This is a genomic window from Nonomuraea sp. NPDC004702 (genome assembly GCF_053601695.1).
This window is the reverse complement of the sequence record NZ_JBSGCE010000048.1, coordinates 24,998-41,303: the sequence shown is the minus strand read 5'-3', so window position 1 is coordinate 41,303 and position 16,306 is coordinate 24,998. Positions and strand designations below refer to the sequence as shown.

Below are 16,306 nucleotides of genomic sequence, written 5' to 3'. Positions count from 1 at the left end.
GGCTCAGGTGTCGGCGGCGACGGCGTCGAGCGCCTTCTGCAGGTCCTCGGGGTAGTCGGTGCTGAAGGACATCCACTCGCCGGTGGCCGGGTGCTCGAAGCCGAGCGAGACCGCGTGCAGCCACTGCCGGGTGACGCCCAGCCGGGCCGCGAGCGTGGGGTCGGCGCCGTAGAGCATGTCGCCGACGCAGGGGTGGCGCAGGGCCGACATGTGCACGCGGATCTGGTGCGTACGGCCGGTCTCCAGCTTGATGTCCAGCAGCGAGGCCGCCCGGAACGCCTCGATCGTGTCGTAGTGGGTGACCGACGGCTTGCCGCCCGCGACCACGGCGAACTTGCCCTCGCCCGAGGGGTGGCGGTCGATGGGCGCGTCGACGGTGCCCCTGAACGGGTCGGGGTGGCCCTGCACCAGCGCGTGGTAGCGCTTGTCGACCGTGCGCTCCTTGAAGGCGCGCTTCAGCATCGAGTACGCGTGCTCGCTCTTGGCCACGACCATCGCGCCCGTGGTGTTGGCGTCGAGCCGGTGGACGATGCCCTGCCGCTCGGCCGCGCCGCTGGTGGCGATCGTGTGCCCGGCGCCGAGCAGGCCGCCGATCACTGTGGGGCCGGTCCAGCCGACGGTGGGATGGGCGGCCACCCCGATCGGCTTGTTGACCACGATGATGTCGTCGTCCTCGTAGACGATCGTCATGCCGGGCACCGGCTCGGCCACCGGCATCGGCGTGCTGACCGGGGGCGGCAGCGTCACCTCCAGCCAGGCGCCGGCGTGCACGCGGTCGGACTTGGCCGGCTGCCCGCCGTCGACCTGCACCTCGCCGGCGGCGATCAGCTCGGCCGCGCGGGTGCGCGAGAAGCCGAACAGCCGCGAGATCGCCGCGTCGACCCGCTCGCCCTCCAGCCCGTCGGGGACGGGCAGGCTCCGCCGCTCAGCCATCCTTGGGCTCCTTCCCGGTCTCCGCGGTGGTCCCCGCGGTGGTCTCCTCGGTGTGCTCGGTCTCCCTGGTGCCGTCGATCTGCACGTTGCGCCAGGCCAGCAGCACCGCCAGGATGCCGCCGCAGACGATCGCCGAGTCGGCGACGTTGAACACCGGGAAGTAGTCGATCACCGGGAAGTGACCGGGCAGGACCTCGATGAAGTCCACGACGTGCCCCTGGAGCTGCGTGGACCGGCCGAACCCCGACGGGTAGCGCAGCAGCCTGTCGGTCAGGTTGCCGAGCGCCCCGCCGAGGAGCAGCCCGAGGGTGATCGCCCACGGCAGGCTGTGGAGCTTGCGCGCGGTGCGCACGATCGCCACCACCACGCCCGCCGCGATGAACGTGAACACGAACGTCATCCCCGTGCCGATGCTGAACGCCGCCCCCGAGTTGAAGATCACCCGGAACTGCAGGACGTCCTGGAGGACGACGAGCGGCGCCTTGCCTTCGAGCGTTCGCAGCACGATCGTCTTGCTGATCAGGTCAGCCGCGTAGACGACGACCGCCAGCGAGGTGAGGATCGCGAGGAGACGTCCGCGTGGCCTGCCTAGCGGCGTTCCTCCTTCTGCTTGCAGGCCACGCACAGCGTCGCCCTCGGGAACGCCTGAAGACGTTCCTTGCCGATCGGCTTGTGGCACGATTCGCACACTCCATAGGTCCCTGCGTCGATCCTGGCGATCGCACGTTCGTTCTGCGCGACCAGATCGCGCGCATTCAGGGTAAGGGCGATCTCGCGTTCGCGCTCGTACGTCTTGGCGCCGGCGTCCGCCTGGTCGTCGCCCGCGCCCTGGGTGACGTCACCAGAGGCTATCTCCGACTCGTGGCGGAGGATGTCGGCCTCGAGCTCGTCGATCTCGGTCCGCAGCCTGCCGCGTACCTCGGCCAGCTCCTCTTCCGACCACATCGACGGTGTAGCGGTCTGCGTGACTGCCGCCATGGCTGCCTCCATGCTGATCAAGGCCGTGAATGGTGCGGGCAGCTTAGGATCCTCATAACGGAACGGCAAACGACCCGCCGGATGGTTTACCTCACCCGTACTATCCCGCCTCGCCCGTTCAACTCCTCCCCAGGGACGTCCATTCCCACAAATTTCCTCCTTGCGTACCAACGCCTCCGGCTGCGGGAGGAAACCTGGAAGTCTTCGGCTCCACTCTGCGTTATGGTTTGAGACTGCAAGGCGTTGATGGGGCCCCGCTGTGAGGGATATCACCCCGGAGCCGCCGGAAGAACGGCTCGGCAGAGCTCACTAGACCCGGCAGCAAGCGAATGAAGAGGGCCTCCTCGGAGGCCAAGAAGGGTGGTACCGCGGAGCCGCGAGGCTTCGTCCCTTCGCGCACGCCACAACCGGCCGACGACGCGTGGAGGTCCCGCCCGACATGTCTTCCCCATCATTCCGCTCTCTTCCCGCGCAGGTCGACCTGCCCGCGCTCGAGCGCGAGGTCCTCGACCGCTGGCGGGACGGGAAGATCTTCGAGCGGTCCGTCGAGCAGAACGCCGGCAACCCCGCCTGGGTGTTCTACGAGGGGCCGCCCACCGCCAACGGCCTGCCCGGCGTGCACCACGTCGAGGCCCGGGTGTTCAAGGACCTGTTCCCGCGCTACAAGTCGATGCGCGGCTTCAGCGTCCCGCGCAAGGCCGGCTGGGACTGCCACGGCCTGCCCGTCGAGGTCGGCATCGAGCGTGAGCTGGGCCTGACCGGCAAGAAGGACATCGAGGACTACGGCATCGCCGAGTTCAACGCCAAGTGCCGCGAGTCGGTGCTGCGGCACGTCGACGCGTTCGAGCAGATGACCGAGCGCATGGGCTACTGGATCGACCTGTCCCAGGCGTACCGGACGATGGACCCGTCCTACATCGAGTCGGTCTGGTGGTCGCTCAAGGTCGTCTTCGACAAGGGGCTGCTGTTCCGCGACTTCCGCATCACGCCGTACTGCCCGCGCTGCGGCACCGGCCTGTCCGACCACGAGCTGGGCCAGCCGGGCGGCTACGAGAACGTGTCCAGCCCCTCGGTCTACGTGCGCATGCCCGTGACGTCCGGGCCGCTGGCCGAGCTGGGCGCGGCGCTGCTGATCTGGACCACCACCCCCTGGACGCTGGTGTCCAACACGGCCGTCGCCGTGCACCCCGACGTCACCTACGTCGCGGCCAGGACCGCCGACGGCGAGGTGCTGGTGGTGGCCGAGCCGCTGCTGTCGGTCCTCGGCGAGGACGTCACCGAGGTGGCCCGCTACACCGGCCGCGAGCTGGAGCGCACCCGCTACAGCCGCCCCTTCGACCTGGTCGACATCCCCGGCGCCCACTACGTCGTGCTCGGCGACTACGTCACCGTCGAGGACGGCACCGGCCTGGTCCACCAGGCCCCCGCCTTCGGCGCCGACGACATGGCCGTCATCAAGCGGTACGACATGCCGATCGTCAACCCGATCGGCCCCGACGGCCGGTTCCTCGACGACGTGCCCATGGTCGGCGGCCGCTTCTTCAAGGACGCCGACGAGGAGCTCACCGAGGACCTGCGCCGGCGCGGCCTGCTGTACCGGGGCACCCACTTCGAGCACGCCTACCCCCACTGCTGGCGCTGCCACACCGCGCTGCTGTACTACGCGCTCCCGTCCTGGTACATCCGCACCACCGCGGTCAAGGACCAGATGTTGTCGGAGAACGCCAACACCAACTGGTTCCCCGAGACCATCAAGTGGGGCCGGTTCGGCGAGTGGCTGCGCAACAACGTCGACTGGTCGCTGTCGCGCTCGCGCTACTGGGGCACGCCGCTGCCGCTGTGGGTGTGCTCGGCGGACGAGAGCCACGTCACCTGCGTCGGCTCGCTGGCCGAGCTGAGCACGCTGGCCGGCCAGGACGTCTCCGCGCTCGACCCGCACCGCCCGTACGTCGACGACGTGACCTTCGACTGCCCCTCCTGCGGCGAGCTCGCCACCCGCGTGCCCGACGTCATCGACGCCTGGTACGACTCGGGCTCGATGCCGTTCGCGCAGTGGGGCGAGCACGGCAAGCCGGAGGGCGTCTACCCCGCGCAGTTCATCTGCGAGGCCACCGACCAGACCCGCGGCTGGTTCTACTCTCTGATGGCGGTCGGCACGCTGGTCTTCGGCCAGTCCTCCTACGAGAACGTGCTCTGCCTCGGCCTCATCCTGGCCGAGGACGGCCGCAAGATGAGCAAGCACCTGGGCAACATCCTGGAGCCGATCCCGCTGATGGACCAGCACGGCGCCGACGCGCTGCGCTGGTTCATGGCCTGCTCCGGATCGCCGTGGGCGGCCCGCCGGGTGGGGCACAACGCCCTGGAGGAGATCGTCCGCAAGGTCCTGCTGACCCTGTGGAACACCTCCTCCTTCTTCACCCTGTACGCCAACGCCGAGTCCTGGAGCTCGTCCGAGCCCGCTCCGCCGGCCGCCGAGCGTCCGCTGCTGGACCGCTGGGTGCTGGCCGAGCTGCACCGGACGGTCGCCGAGGTCACCGCGTCCCTCGACGAGTACGACACCCAGCGCGCCGGCCGCCGCCTGGCCGACTTCCTCGACGACCTGTCCAACTGGTACGTCCGCCGCTCGCGCCGCCGCTTCTGGCAGGGTTCGCGCGAGGCGTTCGCCACCCTGTACGAGTGCCTGGAGACGGTCACCCGGCTGATGGCGCCGATCACGCCGTTCGTCACCGACTACCTCTGGGACGTGCTGCGCGCGCCCGGCGCGCCCTCCTCGGTCCACCTGACCAGCTGGCCGCAGGTGCGCGAGGACCTGCTCGATCCGGCGCTGTCGGACCAGATGGCCCTGGTCCGCCGGCTGGTCGAGCTGGGCCGCTCGGCCCGCGCCTCCTCCGGCGTGAAGACGCGGCAGCCGCTGCGCCGGGCGCTGGTGGGCGCGCACGGCTGGCCGTCGCTGCCCGCCGAGCTGCGGGGGCTGGTGGCGGACGAGCTCAACGTCCAGGCCCTTGAGGACATGTCCGGATTCGACGCTGATCTCGTGTCGTACACGGTGAAGCCGAACTTCCGGGCGCTCGGGAAGCGGTTCGGGTCGCGTACCAAGCTGGTGGCCGCCGCGGTGACCGCCGCCGACGCCACCCGCGTGGCCCGTACGCTGCGTGGCGGCACCCCCGTCATGATCGAGGCGGACGAGCTGGGCGAGATCATGCTCGGCCCCGACGAGGTGATCGTCACCGAGCAGCCGCGCGCGGGCTGGGCCGTGGAGACCGGCGCCATCGGCACCGGCACCGGCGAGACCGTCGCCCTCGACCTGGAGCTGTCCGACGAGCTGCGCCGCGCCGGCCTGCTGCGCGAGGTGATCCGGCTGGTCCAGGAGGCCCGCAAGTCCTCCGGCCTGTCGATCACCGACCGCATCGACCTGTGGTGGACGGCCTCCTCGCCCGACCTGGCCGCCGCGCTGCGCTCCGGCGGCGGCACGGTCGCCGACGAGGTCCTGGCCGCGTCCCTCACCGAGGGCGCCCAGGACGACCTCCCGGCCCACCACGACGAGGACCTGGGCCTGACGTTCCACCTCCGCCGCGCCTGACCCAGGCCGCGATCCGTGCACGCGGGGGCGCCACCGGTCACCTCGGTGGCGCCCCCGCGCGCGTTCGCCTCCTCTCGCATTCCGAAAGGATCCCGTTCTGTGCCGAATCCGATCCGCCGCGCTTGCGCTCGGGTGTTCGTGGACGCGTCCACCGTCGACCTGACCGGCGAGGACCTCGTGACGGAGTTCGCGTGGGACATGACCGCGACGGGCCTGGTCCAGGCCGATCCCGACGGCGACGGCGCGCGCATCGTGTGCGGCCAGGAGGTCGGCGACATCGTCGTCACCGCCGAACTGTGGGACGCCGCCCCGCCGTTGACCACCGACGGGTGGCAGGACGTCGCCGAGGTGTCCGTCGCCTGGCGATCGGCGTTCATGGACTTCGCGACGACGGGCGACGGCGAGAACCCCGGCGCACAGCTGGAACTGCCCCGCCCCGGCGACTACCGGCTGCGCGTCCACGGGCGCAACCGCGACGACGGCGACCCTCGGGACGACGACGCCCCCGTCGAGGAGTACCTGATCCAGGTGTGGCCCGCCCCGCAGGCCGGTCCCGTCACGGCCAAGTCCACCAGCCGGACGGCGGCCGCGTGGAGAGCCCGGTGAGCTCTGCCCGGTCGCGGGGGCGTTCGGGGTTTCCCGGCGGTACCTCGTCCGGAGAAGGGCGGACATGCCGCGAATCGACACGCCGTGGGGCCCTTGGGAGGCCGCGCCCCTGGAGGAGGTCGTCGCGCCGCCGCGCCACGACCGGCTCGCCGTCCGGCGGCTCCTGACCGGCTGGGACGTGCACGCCGCGATCAGCCCCGGCGCACCCTGGCGCTTCCAGCTCATGCTCGACGAGTCCGCCGAGGACGAGTGGATCTACCGCCGCGACCCGCGGATCCGCCGTCCCCTGACAGCCCTGACAATCATGCGGAACGACTCCCGGCACCTCGTCCCGGAGGTGCGGCTCCCCGCCCCACCCCTGGCTCCTTCGCCTGCGCCCCAGCCCCCACCCCTGACGCCCGCCTTGGCGGACGCCGGACGAGCGCGGAAGGCCCGCTGGTGTGAACGGCCCTTGAGCCGGCCCCATGGAGATGGGCGTCCTTGAGCCCCGAAGGCCCGCGGGTCAAGGCGCGGCGGGTCTGGGGCGGGGGGTTACTTGGCCGTCTCGCGGTCGTGCTGGCAAACCGGGCAGCTGGTCAGACCGGCGTCCTCGGCCTCGGGGATCGTCATGGTCTCCACGCCCGTCTCCCCCGCGCCCCTGATCAGCGGGCAGGTGGCGCTGTGGTAGCGACGGGTGCCGGTGATGACCTTGACCGTCCTCGGACGCCCGGCCGGACCGGACGTGCCGCCGGCCTCGCCCTTCGAGCCCTCACCCGTCTTGCCGGGCTCGGCGCCGGGCGTCTCGCCCTTCGCCGGGCTCTCCTTGCCGGTCGTGCCGGGCTCGGTGTCCTTGCTCCCGGTCTTCGGCGCCGGGGCGGCCGCTCCTGCCGGACGGGCGGAAGGGGCCGGCGCAGCCCCAGAAGGCCGCTCGGACGCCTTGGAAGCCCCACCAGAGGGTTCCGGCTGGACCGGCAGCCCGGAGGCGGTCACACGAGGCTGCGGCGCCGTGTCCGGGTCGGACGCGTCGTCACCGTCATCGACGGGCTGTTCGACGGGCCGTGCGGGCCGTGCGGCGGGCCGGTCGGCGGGCGACGGCCGGGCGGTCGAGGAGGACGGCTTGCCCGGCGCGCTCTCGACCGGCTTGCCGGAACCAGCCGCGTCATCGCCCGTCTGGCCCGAAGCCGCCGCACCCGCACCCGCCTTGGCCGCGGCCGCGCCCTTGGACGACCTGGCCGGAGCCTCACCCTCAGCCGACGGGCTCTTGGACGAACCCTCGGCCGAACTCTTGGACGCCCCCGAAGCCGGCGCCCCCTTGGAGGCGGCAGCAGGGCTCGAAGGGGCGGCCGACGGGCCCTTGGCGTCGTCCGGCGAAGAGGGACGCGCGGGCCGCTCACGCTCAGACGGCGGCCGGAAGTAGGAAGTCTCGATCTCCCCCTGCTCCTCGTCCGGACCGGCCCCGGAATCGGCCCCGGAATTGGGCGCGGAATCGGGCGCGGAATCGGACGTGGCGGCGGAGGGGGACGTGGCCGGGTCGCTCGCCTGCGCGGCGGCGGCCGGACGGCCGAACCACCCGGTGGCGCCCTCCTCGCGGGGGGCGGCGGGCTCCGGGGTGGGGGTGGAAGCCTTCGTGTCGGGCTTCGGCGGTACGACCGGCGGGCGCAGGTCCCGGGTCTCCGCGGAGGTCTCGGCCCGGCTCTCCGCCACGGCGGAGGGGGTGGCACCGGGACCGGGGGCGACGACGGGCTCGGGGTCGGCGGCAGGCGGCAACTGCCGTCCGCCGAGCGCGGCGTCCGGAAGGCACGTGGTGCAGGGCGTGAAGCCCTCCTCGCGTGCCTCCTCGTGGGTGAGCTCCTCGTGATCCCGTCCGGCCAGCTGGCGGCAGCCCGGCACGTGGTATCTCTTGCGGCCCGGGATCACCAGCACGATCGCGTCCGGCGAGATGCCGCTCGCCGCGGGGCGGCGAGGCGCGGAGGCCGGAACGGCGGTCCGCTGAAGCGTCTGCGGGTGCGGATGCGGGTGGGGCTGTGGCCGCGGGTGCGGCTGGGGCCCGGCAGGACCGGTCTGGTTGTACGGCAGGCCGGGCGGCGGGAGCGGGGCCGGAGGGGTGGCCGGCGCAGCGGCCCGCCCACCACCGGGAAACAGCTCGTGACGCCGCAGCAACGCCCCGATCACCAGGAACAGCGCGGACAGCACGCTGACCACGATGGACCACATGATCAGGAACGGCTTAGCCAGTACGAAGCCCGCGATCAGCAACACGACCGCCGCGAGCACCAAACCAGCACTGATAAGGATCACAGGGGGCTCTTTCGAGTGACAGGTCCTAGTGACCCGTTACTTTACCGGCGGTCGTTGTGCGGACCGTCGCCGCCGGGGAAGGCGCCCTGCGGAGCCTCGCCGCCGAACGGGTTGGGGCCACCGGGAAGAGGCTGCTGGCCACCCTGGGGAACCGCGTGCGACATGGCGGGGGCCTGACCCTGCGGACCGGACATGACCGGGAACCCGCCGCTGCCCTCCGCGGAGACGTTGAGCTCGGCGAGCTGGTTCTCCAGGTAGAGCTTGAGGCGGCTGCGGTACTCGCGCTCGAAGCTGCGCAGCTCCTCGACCTTGCGCTCCAGCTCGTCGCGGGTCTGCACCAGCGAGCCCATCGCCTGGCGGTGGCGCTCCTGAGCGTCGCGCTCAAGCGTCTCGGCGCGGGCGCGGGCGTCGCCGATGACCTGCTCGGCCTGGCGGCGGGCCTTGGTGAGGATCTCGTCGGCCTCGCGGCGGGCGCGGGTCACCGTCTCGTCCGCCTCCCGGCGGGCGTCGGCGATCGCCTGGTCGGCGGTCTGCTGGGCGAGGGCCAGCACGCGGGCCGCGGTGTCCATGTTGTCCTCGGCGGGAGGCATGCTCATGGCCACGGGCTGCGGCTCGGGGGCTCGCATCGGCTGCGGCTCGGGGGCCCGCATGGGCTCCGGCTGCGGCGGCGCCATCATCTCCGGCTTCGGCTGCTCCTGGACGGGCGCGGAGGCCATGGGCATGCCCATGCCGCCCGGCACCTTCCCACGCAGGCACTCGGCCAGTTTGGCGCGTAGCTCCTCGTTCTCTTGGATCAGGCGGTCGAGCTCAGCCTCCACCTCGTCGAGGAAGGCATCGACCTCCTCCTCGTCGTAGCCCGGCCGCAGCCGGGTGGTACTGAACTGCTTGTTCCGCACATCAGCGGGCGTCAGCGGCATTTTTTGGTCTCCTTGGCGCGCTTGGAGTCTGTCCGGAGGGACGGTGAACCCGAATCACTTCAGCGCGGACACGAGTTGGATCACGACCGGCCACCCCACCAGCCCGCCTCACCGGCCGCCCAGTGACCCAGCGATCTGGATCAAGATCAGAACGACGATGAACAGGACAGTGAAGCTTAGGTCAAAGGCCACCGTACCCAACCGGAGCGGGGGAATGAAACGGCGGAGGAACTTGAGAGGTGGGTCTGTCGCGGTGTACGTGGCCTCCGCCAGCACCAGCACGACCCCGGAAGGCCGCCACTGCCGGGCGAACGCCTGCACCGTCTCAAAGATCATCCTGCCGATGAGCAGTACCAAATACAGAGACAGGACTACGACCAAGATCCCACTCACGATCTCCACGGCCCGGCCGCGCCTCCACTTCTGGTGTGCCCTCCCGGCCGCGCGTGGACCCGGTTGGGTGCGATGGACATACAGAGACTCTAACTCTGGTTGAAGAACCCGCGTTCCGCGATTCGGGCCTTGTCCTCGGCGGTCACCTCGACATTGGCAGGGGACAACAGGAACACCTTGTTGGTAACACGTTCAATGCTTCCATGTAGGCCGAAGACCAGACCTGCCGCGAAATCCACGAGCCGCTTCGCGTCGCTGTCAACCATTTCGGTCAGATTCATGATGACCGGGGTGCCGTCGCGGAAGTGCTCTCCGATGGTTCGGGCCTCGTTGTAGGTCCGGGGATGGAGGGTCGTGATGCGCGCCAGGTCGGTCGTGCGGCGCTCCAGGATCGTCGTGGCGGGCCTGGGCGCGGGGACCGCGGAGTCGGCCTCCTCGTCGCGGTCCTGGACCGCCACGGGCCGTTCCTCGCCGGTCCGCTGGACATCGTCGTCGTAGGCGTACTCGTCGGTGTAGGTCTCGTACCTCTCGTAGCGGTCGTCCTCCACGAGACCGAGGTAGACCGCCATCTTGCGCATCGCGCCGGCCATCGCTACGTCGTCCTCCTGCTCATGGTCGCACTGGCTCGGACCCGTCGCCGGGGCCGAGGCGGCAGCCGTACCCCCTTGGAGCTCACCGCGGATCGACCTCTACTTGATCATGGGCCTGAAGACCCACTTGAGGGGACATTACCTGACGAAGGGCCTGCGACGACCGAGCAACGCCGTACCGATCCGCACGTGTGTCGCACCGTAGGCGACCGCCTCGTCGAGGTCCTGGCTCATGCCCGCGGAGACCATCGTGGCCCGCGGATGCTGCTCCTGGACGCGGGTCGCGACATCGCGCAGCACGGCGAAGGCGCGGGCGGGCTCCACCCCCAGCGGGGCGACCGCCATGACGCCGCCCAGCCACACTCCGTCGGCCAGCGCCACCTCGTCGGCCAGCGCGAGCACGTCGGCGGGCCGGGCGCCGCCCCTGGAGGGGTCGTCGTCGAGCGCCACCTGGATCAGGCAGCCGACCTTGCGGCCCTGCCGCACGGCCTCCTTGCTGATCGCCTCCAGCAGCCGGAGGCGGTCGAGCGAGTGGATCACGTCGGCGTACCCGACGACGGACCGCACCTTGTTGGTCTGCAGCTGGCCGACGAAGTGCCAGGTCAGCGGCAGGCCGGCCAGCTCGTGGGCCTTGGGCGCGGCCTCCTGGTCGCGGTTCTCGCCGACGTCGCGCACACCCAGCTCGCACAGGATGCGCACGTCGTCGGCCGGTCTGGTCTTGGTGACCGCGATCAGGGTGACCTCGCCGCGGTCGCGGCCCACCGCGTGGCAGGCCGCGCCGATGCGGTCCTCGATCTCGGTGAGACCGGCCGCGATCTCGTCCCTCCGCACGTCTGTCTCCCTCTCCCTGCCTCCATCGCCCCGCAGTTCGGCCTGTACGCCGTACGCCACGATGGCCCCCTTTCCGTGCCGCGGGTCGGATCCCGGCACACACGACGGCGCCGCTCCCGTACGCCTGCGGGGAGCGGCGGTGGGTGGTGAGCTACTTGAGGAAGTCGGGGACGTCGAGCTCCTCCTCCTGCTCCTCGAAGATCACCCGAGGACGTTTGGGAGGCTCCGACATGCGGGAGGTGATGGGCGTGGGCGGGTTGGCCGGTTCGGGCGTGGGCCTCGGGATGGAGACCGGGGCCTGCGGCTCGTCGTCGCCGAGGGCGGCGACGGGCTCGGCGGGCTGGACTGGCTCCACCGGCCGCACCGGCTCGGGACGCGGCTCCGGGCGGGGCTCAGGACGCGGCTCGGGCCTGAACTCGCGCGACTCCGGGCGAGGCTCGGGGCGCGGCTCGGGCCTGAACTCCTGCCTGGGCTCGGGCCTGAACTCCTGGCGGGGCTCCGGCCTGAACTCCTGGCGGGGCTCCGACCGCAGCTCGGCACGCGGCTCAGGACGCGGCTCGGGCCTCGGCTCAGGGCGCGGCGCGGGCGGCTCGGACTTCACGCTGGGCGAAGCCGGCACACCGGGCCGCAGGGCCGAGGACGACACCGGCGCCGCGGGCTGCGCGGCCGGCCGGGCGGCGGGCCTGGGCAGCGGCTTCTCGGCCGGCGGCGGCACGTCGTCGAAGCCCGCCGCGATCACGGTGACCCGCACCTCGTCGCCGAGGGCGTCGTCGATGACCGTGCCGAAGATGATGTTGGCGTCGGGCGCGGCGGCCATCGAGACGAGCTGGGCCGCCTCGTTGATCTCGAACAGGCCGAGGTCGGAGCCGCCCGCGATCGACAGCAGCACGCCGTGGGCGCCGTCGATGCTCGCCTCCAGCAGCGGGCTGGAGACCGCCATCTCGGCGGCGGCGACCGACCGGTCGTCGCCGCGCGCGTGGCCGATGCCCATGAGCGCCGAGCCCGCGCCCGACATGACCGACTTGACGTCGGCGAAGTCGAGGTTGATCAGGCCGGGCGTGGTGATCAGGTCGGTGATGCCCTGGACACCGGACAGCAGCACCTGGTCGGCCGCCTTGAACGCGTCGAGCACGCTCACCTGGCGGTCGGAGATCGACAGCAGCCGGTCGTTGGGGATCACGATGAGGGTGTCGACCTCGTCGCGCAGTGTCTCTATGCCGGCCTCGGCCTGCGAGGCGCGACGCCGCCCCTCGAAGCTGAAGGGCCGGGTCACCACGCCGATCGTCAGCGCGCCGAGCGACCGGGCGATGTTGGCCACGACCGGCGCGCCGCCGGTGCCCGTGCCACCGCCCTCGCCGGCCGTGACGAAGACCATGTCGGCCCCCTTGAGGACCTCCTCGATCTCCTCACGGTGGTCTTCGGCCGCCTTGCGCCCCACGTCGGGGTTGGCTCCGGCGCCCAGTCCGCGCGTGAGCTCGCGGCCCACGTCGAGTTTCACATCGGCGTCACTCATCAGCAGCGCCTGGGCGTCGGTGTTTATGGCGATGAACTCGACGCCCTTGAGTCCCTCCTCGATCATCCGGTTGACGGCGTTCACTCCGCCGCCGCCAATGCCGACGACCTTGATGACCGCGAGGTAGTTCTGCGGTGCTGCCACGACGAGGGGCCTTTCCGCTCGTTGACTTGCCATTTCGGTGCGGATCGTCTCCGCTTTTTCTCAGTTTTCGTAACTCTCAACCTCAGGTTGAGATTTAGATTTATGTCAACCTGAGGATTGATACGGACAGTAGGAGGCCCCTACCAGGCGGGTCAACTAACCGCGCCGCAAGCACGTCCGGCGTGTCGCGGGCTGTCCGATTCGCTCCGGAGTCGCGCCTGGTCGGGGCCTTCCTCTGCCGAAGCTCCGATCTACAGGCTCTCACGCCGCGACCCCCACCTCGCACAGGCACGCGATGCCCTTGCCACGGAGTTGCCAGACCCTGACACTCGTGATCACTTCAAGGTGACGACGTCGGGAGAGCTGACGTCGTACAGGGTGGCCTTGCGGCTCAGGAGCGAGACCAGGATGCGGCCTTTCTCCTGCGGCCTGTCGGCCCCGCCCCACAGGACGGTACGGCCGTCGGACAGCTCCAGCGTCACGCCCTCGGCCGAGGCGGCGCGCACCTGCCGGACCTTGCCCGCCACCACCGGCGGCAACGCCTGGACGACCTGGAGCGCCGCCATGGTGGCCGGGTCGCCCGCGGCCGGCCGGTCGACCTTGAGCAACGGCAGCATGAACGGCGACGTGTCCTTGACCTCGATCACCACGCCCTGCTTGTCGACCACCGCGAACCGGCCGCCCGCGGGGATCACCGCGACCGGCTCGCGCTCGACCACCTCGATCCTGAGCGTGCCCGGCCACACCCGGTCGACCTTCGCCGTCGCGAGCTGCCGGATGCCGAGCACGCGCGCCTGGACGTCGGCCAGGTCGACCGTGGCCAGCGGATGCAGGTCGGGGACGGCGGCCTGCTGCTTAATGTGCTCGCTGGTCACTGTGAGATTTCCCACGATCTCGACCGACCGCACGCCCAGGACCGGCGAGAAGAACACCAGCCAGGCGGCCGAGCCGACCACCCCCGCCGTCAACAGCACCAGGAACGCGTTACGCGCCTTCATCGCCCTCCTCGCACGCCGGCTTCGAACGTACGCCGCCGGGCCGTCCGGCGCCCGCCCGCCACGCCCGTACGGCTCAGGACAGGCGCGCCACGAGCTGCGGCCCGAGCTCCGTCACGTCGCCCGCCCCCATCGTGAGCACGATGTCACCCGGCCGCGCCCGCCCGGCCACCAGGTCCGGCACCGCCGCCCGGTCGGGGGCGTAGGCCACCCGCTCGGCCGGCAGCGGCACGCGCCCGGCCACCATCGCGCCGGACACGCCCGGCTCGGGATCCTCCCGCGCGCCGTAGACGTCGAGGACGATGACCTCGTCGGCCAGCCCGAGGGCGGCGCCGAACTCGTCGGCGAAGAACCGGGTGCGCGAGTACAGGTGGGGCTGGAAGATCGCGATGACCCGGCCGGTGCCCGAGTAGGAGGCCACGACGTCGCGCGCGGCCCGCAGGTCGGCGGCCAGCTCGGTCGGGTGGTGGGCGTAGCTGTCGAACACCGCGACGCCGCCCGCCTCGCCCTTGGCCTCGAAGCGCCGCTTGGCCCCCGTGAAGGCCGCCAGGCCGTCTCTGATGTCCTCGAACGCCAGCCCCAGCTCGTCGGCCACGGCGATGGCGGCGGTGGCGTTGAGCGCGTTGTGCGCCCCGGGGACGGCCAGCCGCACGTCTCCCCTGCCCTCGATGGAGAACACCGTGCCGAAGCCGTCGGGACGCACGCCGGTCACCCGGTAGTCCTCGCCCTGCTCGCCGTAGGTCCTGACCCGCAGCCCGCGCTCGCGCGCCCGCCCGACCAGCTCGGCGGCGCCCGGGTCGTCGGCGCAGACGATGAGCAGCGAGCCCACCCGGTCGGCGAAACGGGCGAAGCTGTCGTGCACCGCGCGCGGGTCGCCGTAGTTGTCGAGGTGGTCGGCCTCGACGTTGGTCACCACGGCGATGTCGGGGGCCAGCATGAGGAAGGAGCCGTCGCTCTCGTCGGCCTCGGCCACGAACACCCGGCCCGCGCCCTCGTCGGCGCCCAGCCCGGTGGTGACGAGCTGGCCGCCCACGCAGTAGGACGGCTCGGCGCCGCACTTCTGCAGCGCCACGGTGAGCATGGAGGTGGTGGTGGTCTTGCCGTGGGTGCCGGCGATGGCCACGCCGGTGCGGCCGGCCATCACCGAGGCCAGCGCGGCGGCCCGCGGGATGATCCGCAGGCCCTGCTTGAGCGCCTCGCCCAGCTCGGGGTTGGAGTCGCGGATGGCGGTGGAGACCACCACGGTGTCGACGTCCCTGATGTGCGAGGCGGCGTGCCCGATGTGCACGGTCGCGCCCAGCTCGCGCAGCTCGGTCACCAGCTCGGAGCTGCGCGCGTCGCTGCCGGTGACGCGGACGCCGCGCTTGAGCAGGATGCGGGCGATGCCCGACATGCCCGCGCCGCCGATGCCGATGAAGTGCACGCGGCCGAGGTCTTCGACGGCTACGGGATCGACCAGCTTGACGAGACTCATCGGGCTATCTCCAACACTTTCCTGGCAAGCATGATATCGGCGTCCTTGCGCCCCAGCCGGGAGGCGGCCTCCGACATGACGGCGACCCGTTCGGGGTCGTGGAGCATGGGCAGCACGTTCTGGATGATCCAATCGGGTGACAGGTCGGAGTCGTCGATCATCAGGCCGCCGCCGCCGCGCACGACGCGCTCGGCGTTGACGGTCTGCTCGCCGTTGCCGTGCGGCAGCGGCACGTACGCGGCCGGCAGCCCCACGGCCGTCAGCTCGGCGCAGGTCAGGGCCCCGCTGCGGCACAGCGCGACGTCGGCGGCGGCGTAGGCGAGGTCCATGCGGTCGACGTAGGGCAGCAGCACGTACTGGGGGTCGCCGGGCGGCGGCTCGTGCTCGACGGTGTTGTTCAGGCCGAGCACGTGGAGCACCTGGATGCCGGCCCGGCGCAGCACCGGCGCGGCGGCCAGCGCGGCCTGGTTGAGCGACCTGGCGCCCTGCGAGCCGCCGAACACCAGCAGCGTGGGCCGGTCGTTCTCCAGCCCGAACCAGGAGCGCGCCTTGTCGCCGGTGGACAGCCGGTCGAGCGTGACGATCTCGCGGCGCAGCGGGGTGCCGATGAACTCGGCCTTGGGCAGCGCGGCGTCGGGGAAGCCGGTGAAGACGTGGTCGGTCAGCCGGGCGCCCAGCCGGTTGGCCAGGCCGGGACGGGGATTGGCCTCGTGGACGACGATCGGCAGGCCCTTGCGCTTGGCCGCCAGGTAGGCGGGCGTGGCGACGTAGCCGCCGAACCCGACCAGGATGTCGGCGCCGACCCGGTCGAGGACGCCCGACACGGCGTTGATCGCCCCGGCCAGCCGGCCCGGCACGGTCAGCAGGCTCGGGGTGATCGCCCTGGGCAGCGGCACGGCCGGCACCAGTTCGAGATCGTAGCCCCTGGCGGGCACGAGCCGCGTCTCCAGGCCGCGCTCGGTGCCCACGCAGGTGATGCCGACGCTCCGGTCAAGATGGCGCAGCGCGTCCGCAAGGGCGAGCGCGGGCTCGATGTGCCCGGCCGTCCCCCCACCGGCGAGGACCACCCTCATCT

At 71.6% G+C, this 16,306-nt stretch carries 15 protein-coding genes; 3 read left to right on the top strand and 12 right to left on the bottom strand.

What is annotated here, in order from left to right; translation table 11 throughout:
- Positions 1 to 3 precede the first annotated feature (3 nt).
- The 3 genes from ACWEJ6_RS39770 to ACWEJ6_RS39760 are packed head-to-tail and all read right to left on the bottom strand — an operon-like array spanning position 4 to position 1,911.
- Positions 4 to 933 (bottom strand): RluA family pseudouridine synthase, encoded by a 930-nt coding sequence (locus tag ACWEJ6_RS39770; protein ID WP_358293923.1) that lies wholly within the window; start codon positions 931 to 933, stop codon positions 4 to 6.
- The gene (gene lspA, locus ACWEJ6_RS39765; RefSeq protein WP_452430636.1) at positions 926 to 1,558 is read right to left on the bottom strand and encodes a signal peptidase II; all 633 of its coding nucleotides are present in this window, start codon (positions 1,556 to 1,558) and stop codon (positions 926 to 928) included. The genes ACWEJ6_RS39770 and lspA overlap by 8 nt, the downstream gene beginning before the upstream one ends.
- Positions 1,522 to 1,911, bottom strand: a complete 390-nt coding sequence (locus ACWEJ6_RS39760; protein WP_357705396.1) for a TraR/DksA family transcriptional regulator — start codon at positions 1,909 to 1,911, stop codon at positions 1,522 to 1,524. The genes lspA and ACWEJ6_RS39760 overlap by 37 nt, the downstream gene beginning before the upstream one ends.
- Positions 1,912 to 2,350: 439 nt before the next feature.
- Here ACWEJ6_RS39760 and ileS point away from each other — a divergent pair, with 439 nt between their 5' ends.
- The 3 genes from ileS to ACWEJ6_RS39745 all read left to right on the top strand — a co-directional run bounded on the left by ileS (position 2,351) and on the right by ACWEJ6_RS39745 (position 6,581).
- On the top strand, positions 2,351 to 5,491 hold the full coding sequence (ileS, locus tag ACWEJ6_RS39755) for an isoleucine--tRNA ligase (protein ID WP_452430634.1): 3,141 nt from the start codon (positions 2,351 to 2,353) through the stop codon (positions 5,489 to 5,491).
- Positions 5,492 to 5,590: 99 nt separating this feature from the next.
- Positions 5,591 to 6,097 carry a hypothetical protein gene (locus ACWEJ6_RS39750; protein WP_452430632.1) on the top strand — a complete coding sequence of 169 codons (507 nt, stop codon included), beginning with the start codon at positions 5,591 to 5,593 and terminating at the stop codon, positions 6,095 to 6,097.
- 64 nt (positions 6,098 to 6,161) lie between these two features.
- A complete protein-coding gene (locus ACWEJ6_RS39745) occupies positions 6,162 to 6,581 on the top strand; it encodes a hypothetical protein (RefSeq protein WP_452430630.1) in 420 nt (139 codons plus the stop codon).
- A gap of 47 nt (positions 6,582 to 6,628) precedes the next feature.
- On the opposite strand, the gene ACWEJ6_RS39740 is transcribed toward ACWEJ6_RS39745, so the two are convergent.
- The 9 genes from ACWEJ6_RS39740 to murG form a co-directional block, all read right to left on the bottom strand.
- A complete protein-coding gene (locus tag ACWEJ6_RS39740) occupies positions 6,629 to 8,374 on the bottom strand; it encodes a hypothetical protein (protein WP_452430628.1) in 1,746 nt (581 codons plus the stop codon).
- A gap of 41 nt (positions 8,375 to 8,415) precedes the next feature.
- The gene (locus ACWEJ6_RS39735; RefSeq protein WP_352325076.1) at positions 8,416 to 9,291 is read right to left on the bottom strand and encodes a DivIVA domain-containing protein; all 876 of its coding nucleotides are present in this window, start codon (positions 9,289 to 9,291) and stop codon (positions 8,416 to 8,418) included.
- Positions 9,292 to 9,399: 108 nt separating this feature from the next.
- Positions 9,400 to 9,693, bottom strand: a complete 294-nt coding sequence (locus ACWEJ6_RS39730; protein ID WP_125630468.1) for a YggT family protein — start codon at positions 9,691 to 9,693, stop codon at positions 9,400 to 9,402.
- A gap of 80 nt (positions 9,694 to 9,773) precedes the next feature.
- Positions 9,774 to 10,274: a cell division protein SepF gene (locus tag ACWEJ6_RS39725; RefSeq protein WP_357968056.1), complete on the bottom strand. Its 501-nt coding sequence runs from the start codon at positions 10,272 to 10,274 to the stop codon at positions 9,774 to 9,776.
- Positions 10,275 to 10,412: 138 nt separating this feature from the next.
- On the bottom strand, positions 10,413 to 11,105 hold the full coding sequence (locus tag ACWEJ6_RS39720; RefSeq protein ID WP_364331409.1) for a YggS family pyridoxal phosphate-dependent enzyme: 693 nt from the start codon (positions 11,103 to 11,105) through the stop codon (positions 10,413 to 10,415).
- A gap of 151 nt (positions 11,106 to 11,256) precedes the next feature.
- Entirely contained in the window at positions 11,257 to 12,762 is a 1,506-nt protein-coding gene (gene ftsZ, locus ACWEJ6_RS39715) for a cell division protein FtsZ (RefSeq protein ID WP_452430624.1), read from the bottom strand.
- 335 nt (positions 12,763 to 13,097) lie between these two features.
- Positions 13,098 to 13,760 carry a cell division protein FtsQ/DivIB gene (locus tag ACWEJ6_RS39710; RefSeq protein ID WP_452430622.1) on the bottom strand — a complete coding sequence of 221 codons (663 nt, stop codon included), beginning with the start codon at positions 13,758 to 13,760 and terminating at the stop codon, positions 13,098 to 13,100.
- Positions 13,761 to 13,833: 73 nt separating this feature from the next.
- Positions 13,834 to 15,231: a UDP-N-acetylmuramate--L-alanine ligase gene (gene murC, locus ACWEJ6_RS39705; protein ID WP_352358436.1), complete on the bottom strand. Its 1,398-nt coding sequence runs from the start codon at positions 15,229 to 15,231 to the stop codon at positions 13,834 to 13,836.
- Positions 15,228 to 16,304, bottom strand: coding sequence for an undecaprenyldiphospho-muramoylpentapeptide beta-N-acetylglucosaminyltransferase (gene murG / locus ACWEJ6_RS39700; RefSeq protein WP_452430620.1), 1,077 nt, complete (start codon positions 16,302 to 16,304; stop codon positions 15,228 to 15,230). The genes murC and murG overlap by 4 nt, the downstream gene beginning before the upstream one ends.
- Positions 16,305 to 16,306: the final 2 nt, after the last annotated feature.

Excerpts from the sequence above, each read along its gene's own strand:
- ACWEJ6_RS39745 (WP_452430630.1), top strand. The coding sequence starts at position 6,162 with ATGCCGCGAATCGACACGCCGTGGGGCCCTTGGGAGGCCGCGCCCCTG.
- ileS (WP_452430634.1), top strand. The coding sequence starts at position 2,351 with ATGTCTTCCCCATCATTCCGCTCTCTTCCCGCGCAGGTCGACCTGCCC.
- ACWEJ6_RS39760 (WP_357705396.1), bottom strand. The coding sequence starts at position 1,911 with ATGGCGGCAGTCACGCAGACCGCTACACCGTCGATGTGGTCGGAAGAG.
- murG (WP_452430620.1), bottom strand. The coding sequence starts at position 16,304 with ATGAGGGTGGTCCTCGCCGGTGGGGGGACGGCCGGGCACATCGAGCCC.
- ACWEJ6_RS39735 (WP_352325076.1), bottom strand. The coding sequence starts at position 9,291 with ATGCCGCTGACGCCCGCTGATGTGCGGAACAAGCAGTTCAGTACCACC.
- ACWEJ6_RS39710 (WP_452430622.1), bottom strand. The coding sequence starts at position 13,760 with ATGAAGGCGCGTAACGCGTTCCTGGTGCTGTTGACGGCGGGGGTGGTC.
- ACWEJ6_RS39725 (WP_357968056.1), bottom strand. The coding sequence starts at position 10,274 with ATGGCCGGCGCGATGCGCAAGATGGCGGTCTACCTCGGTCTCGTGGAG.
- ACWEJ6_RS39770 (WP_358293923.1), bottom strand. The coding sequence starts at position 933 with ATGGCTGAGCGGCGGAGCCTGCCCGTCCCCGACGGGCTGGAGGGCGAG.
- murC (WP_352358436.1), bottom strand. The coding sequence starts at position 15,231 with ATGAGTCTCGTCAAGCTGGTCGATCCCGTAGCCGTCGAAGACCTCGGC.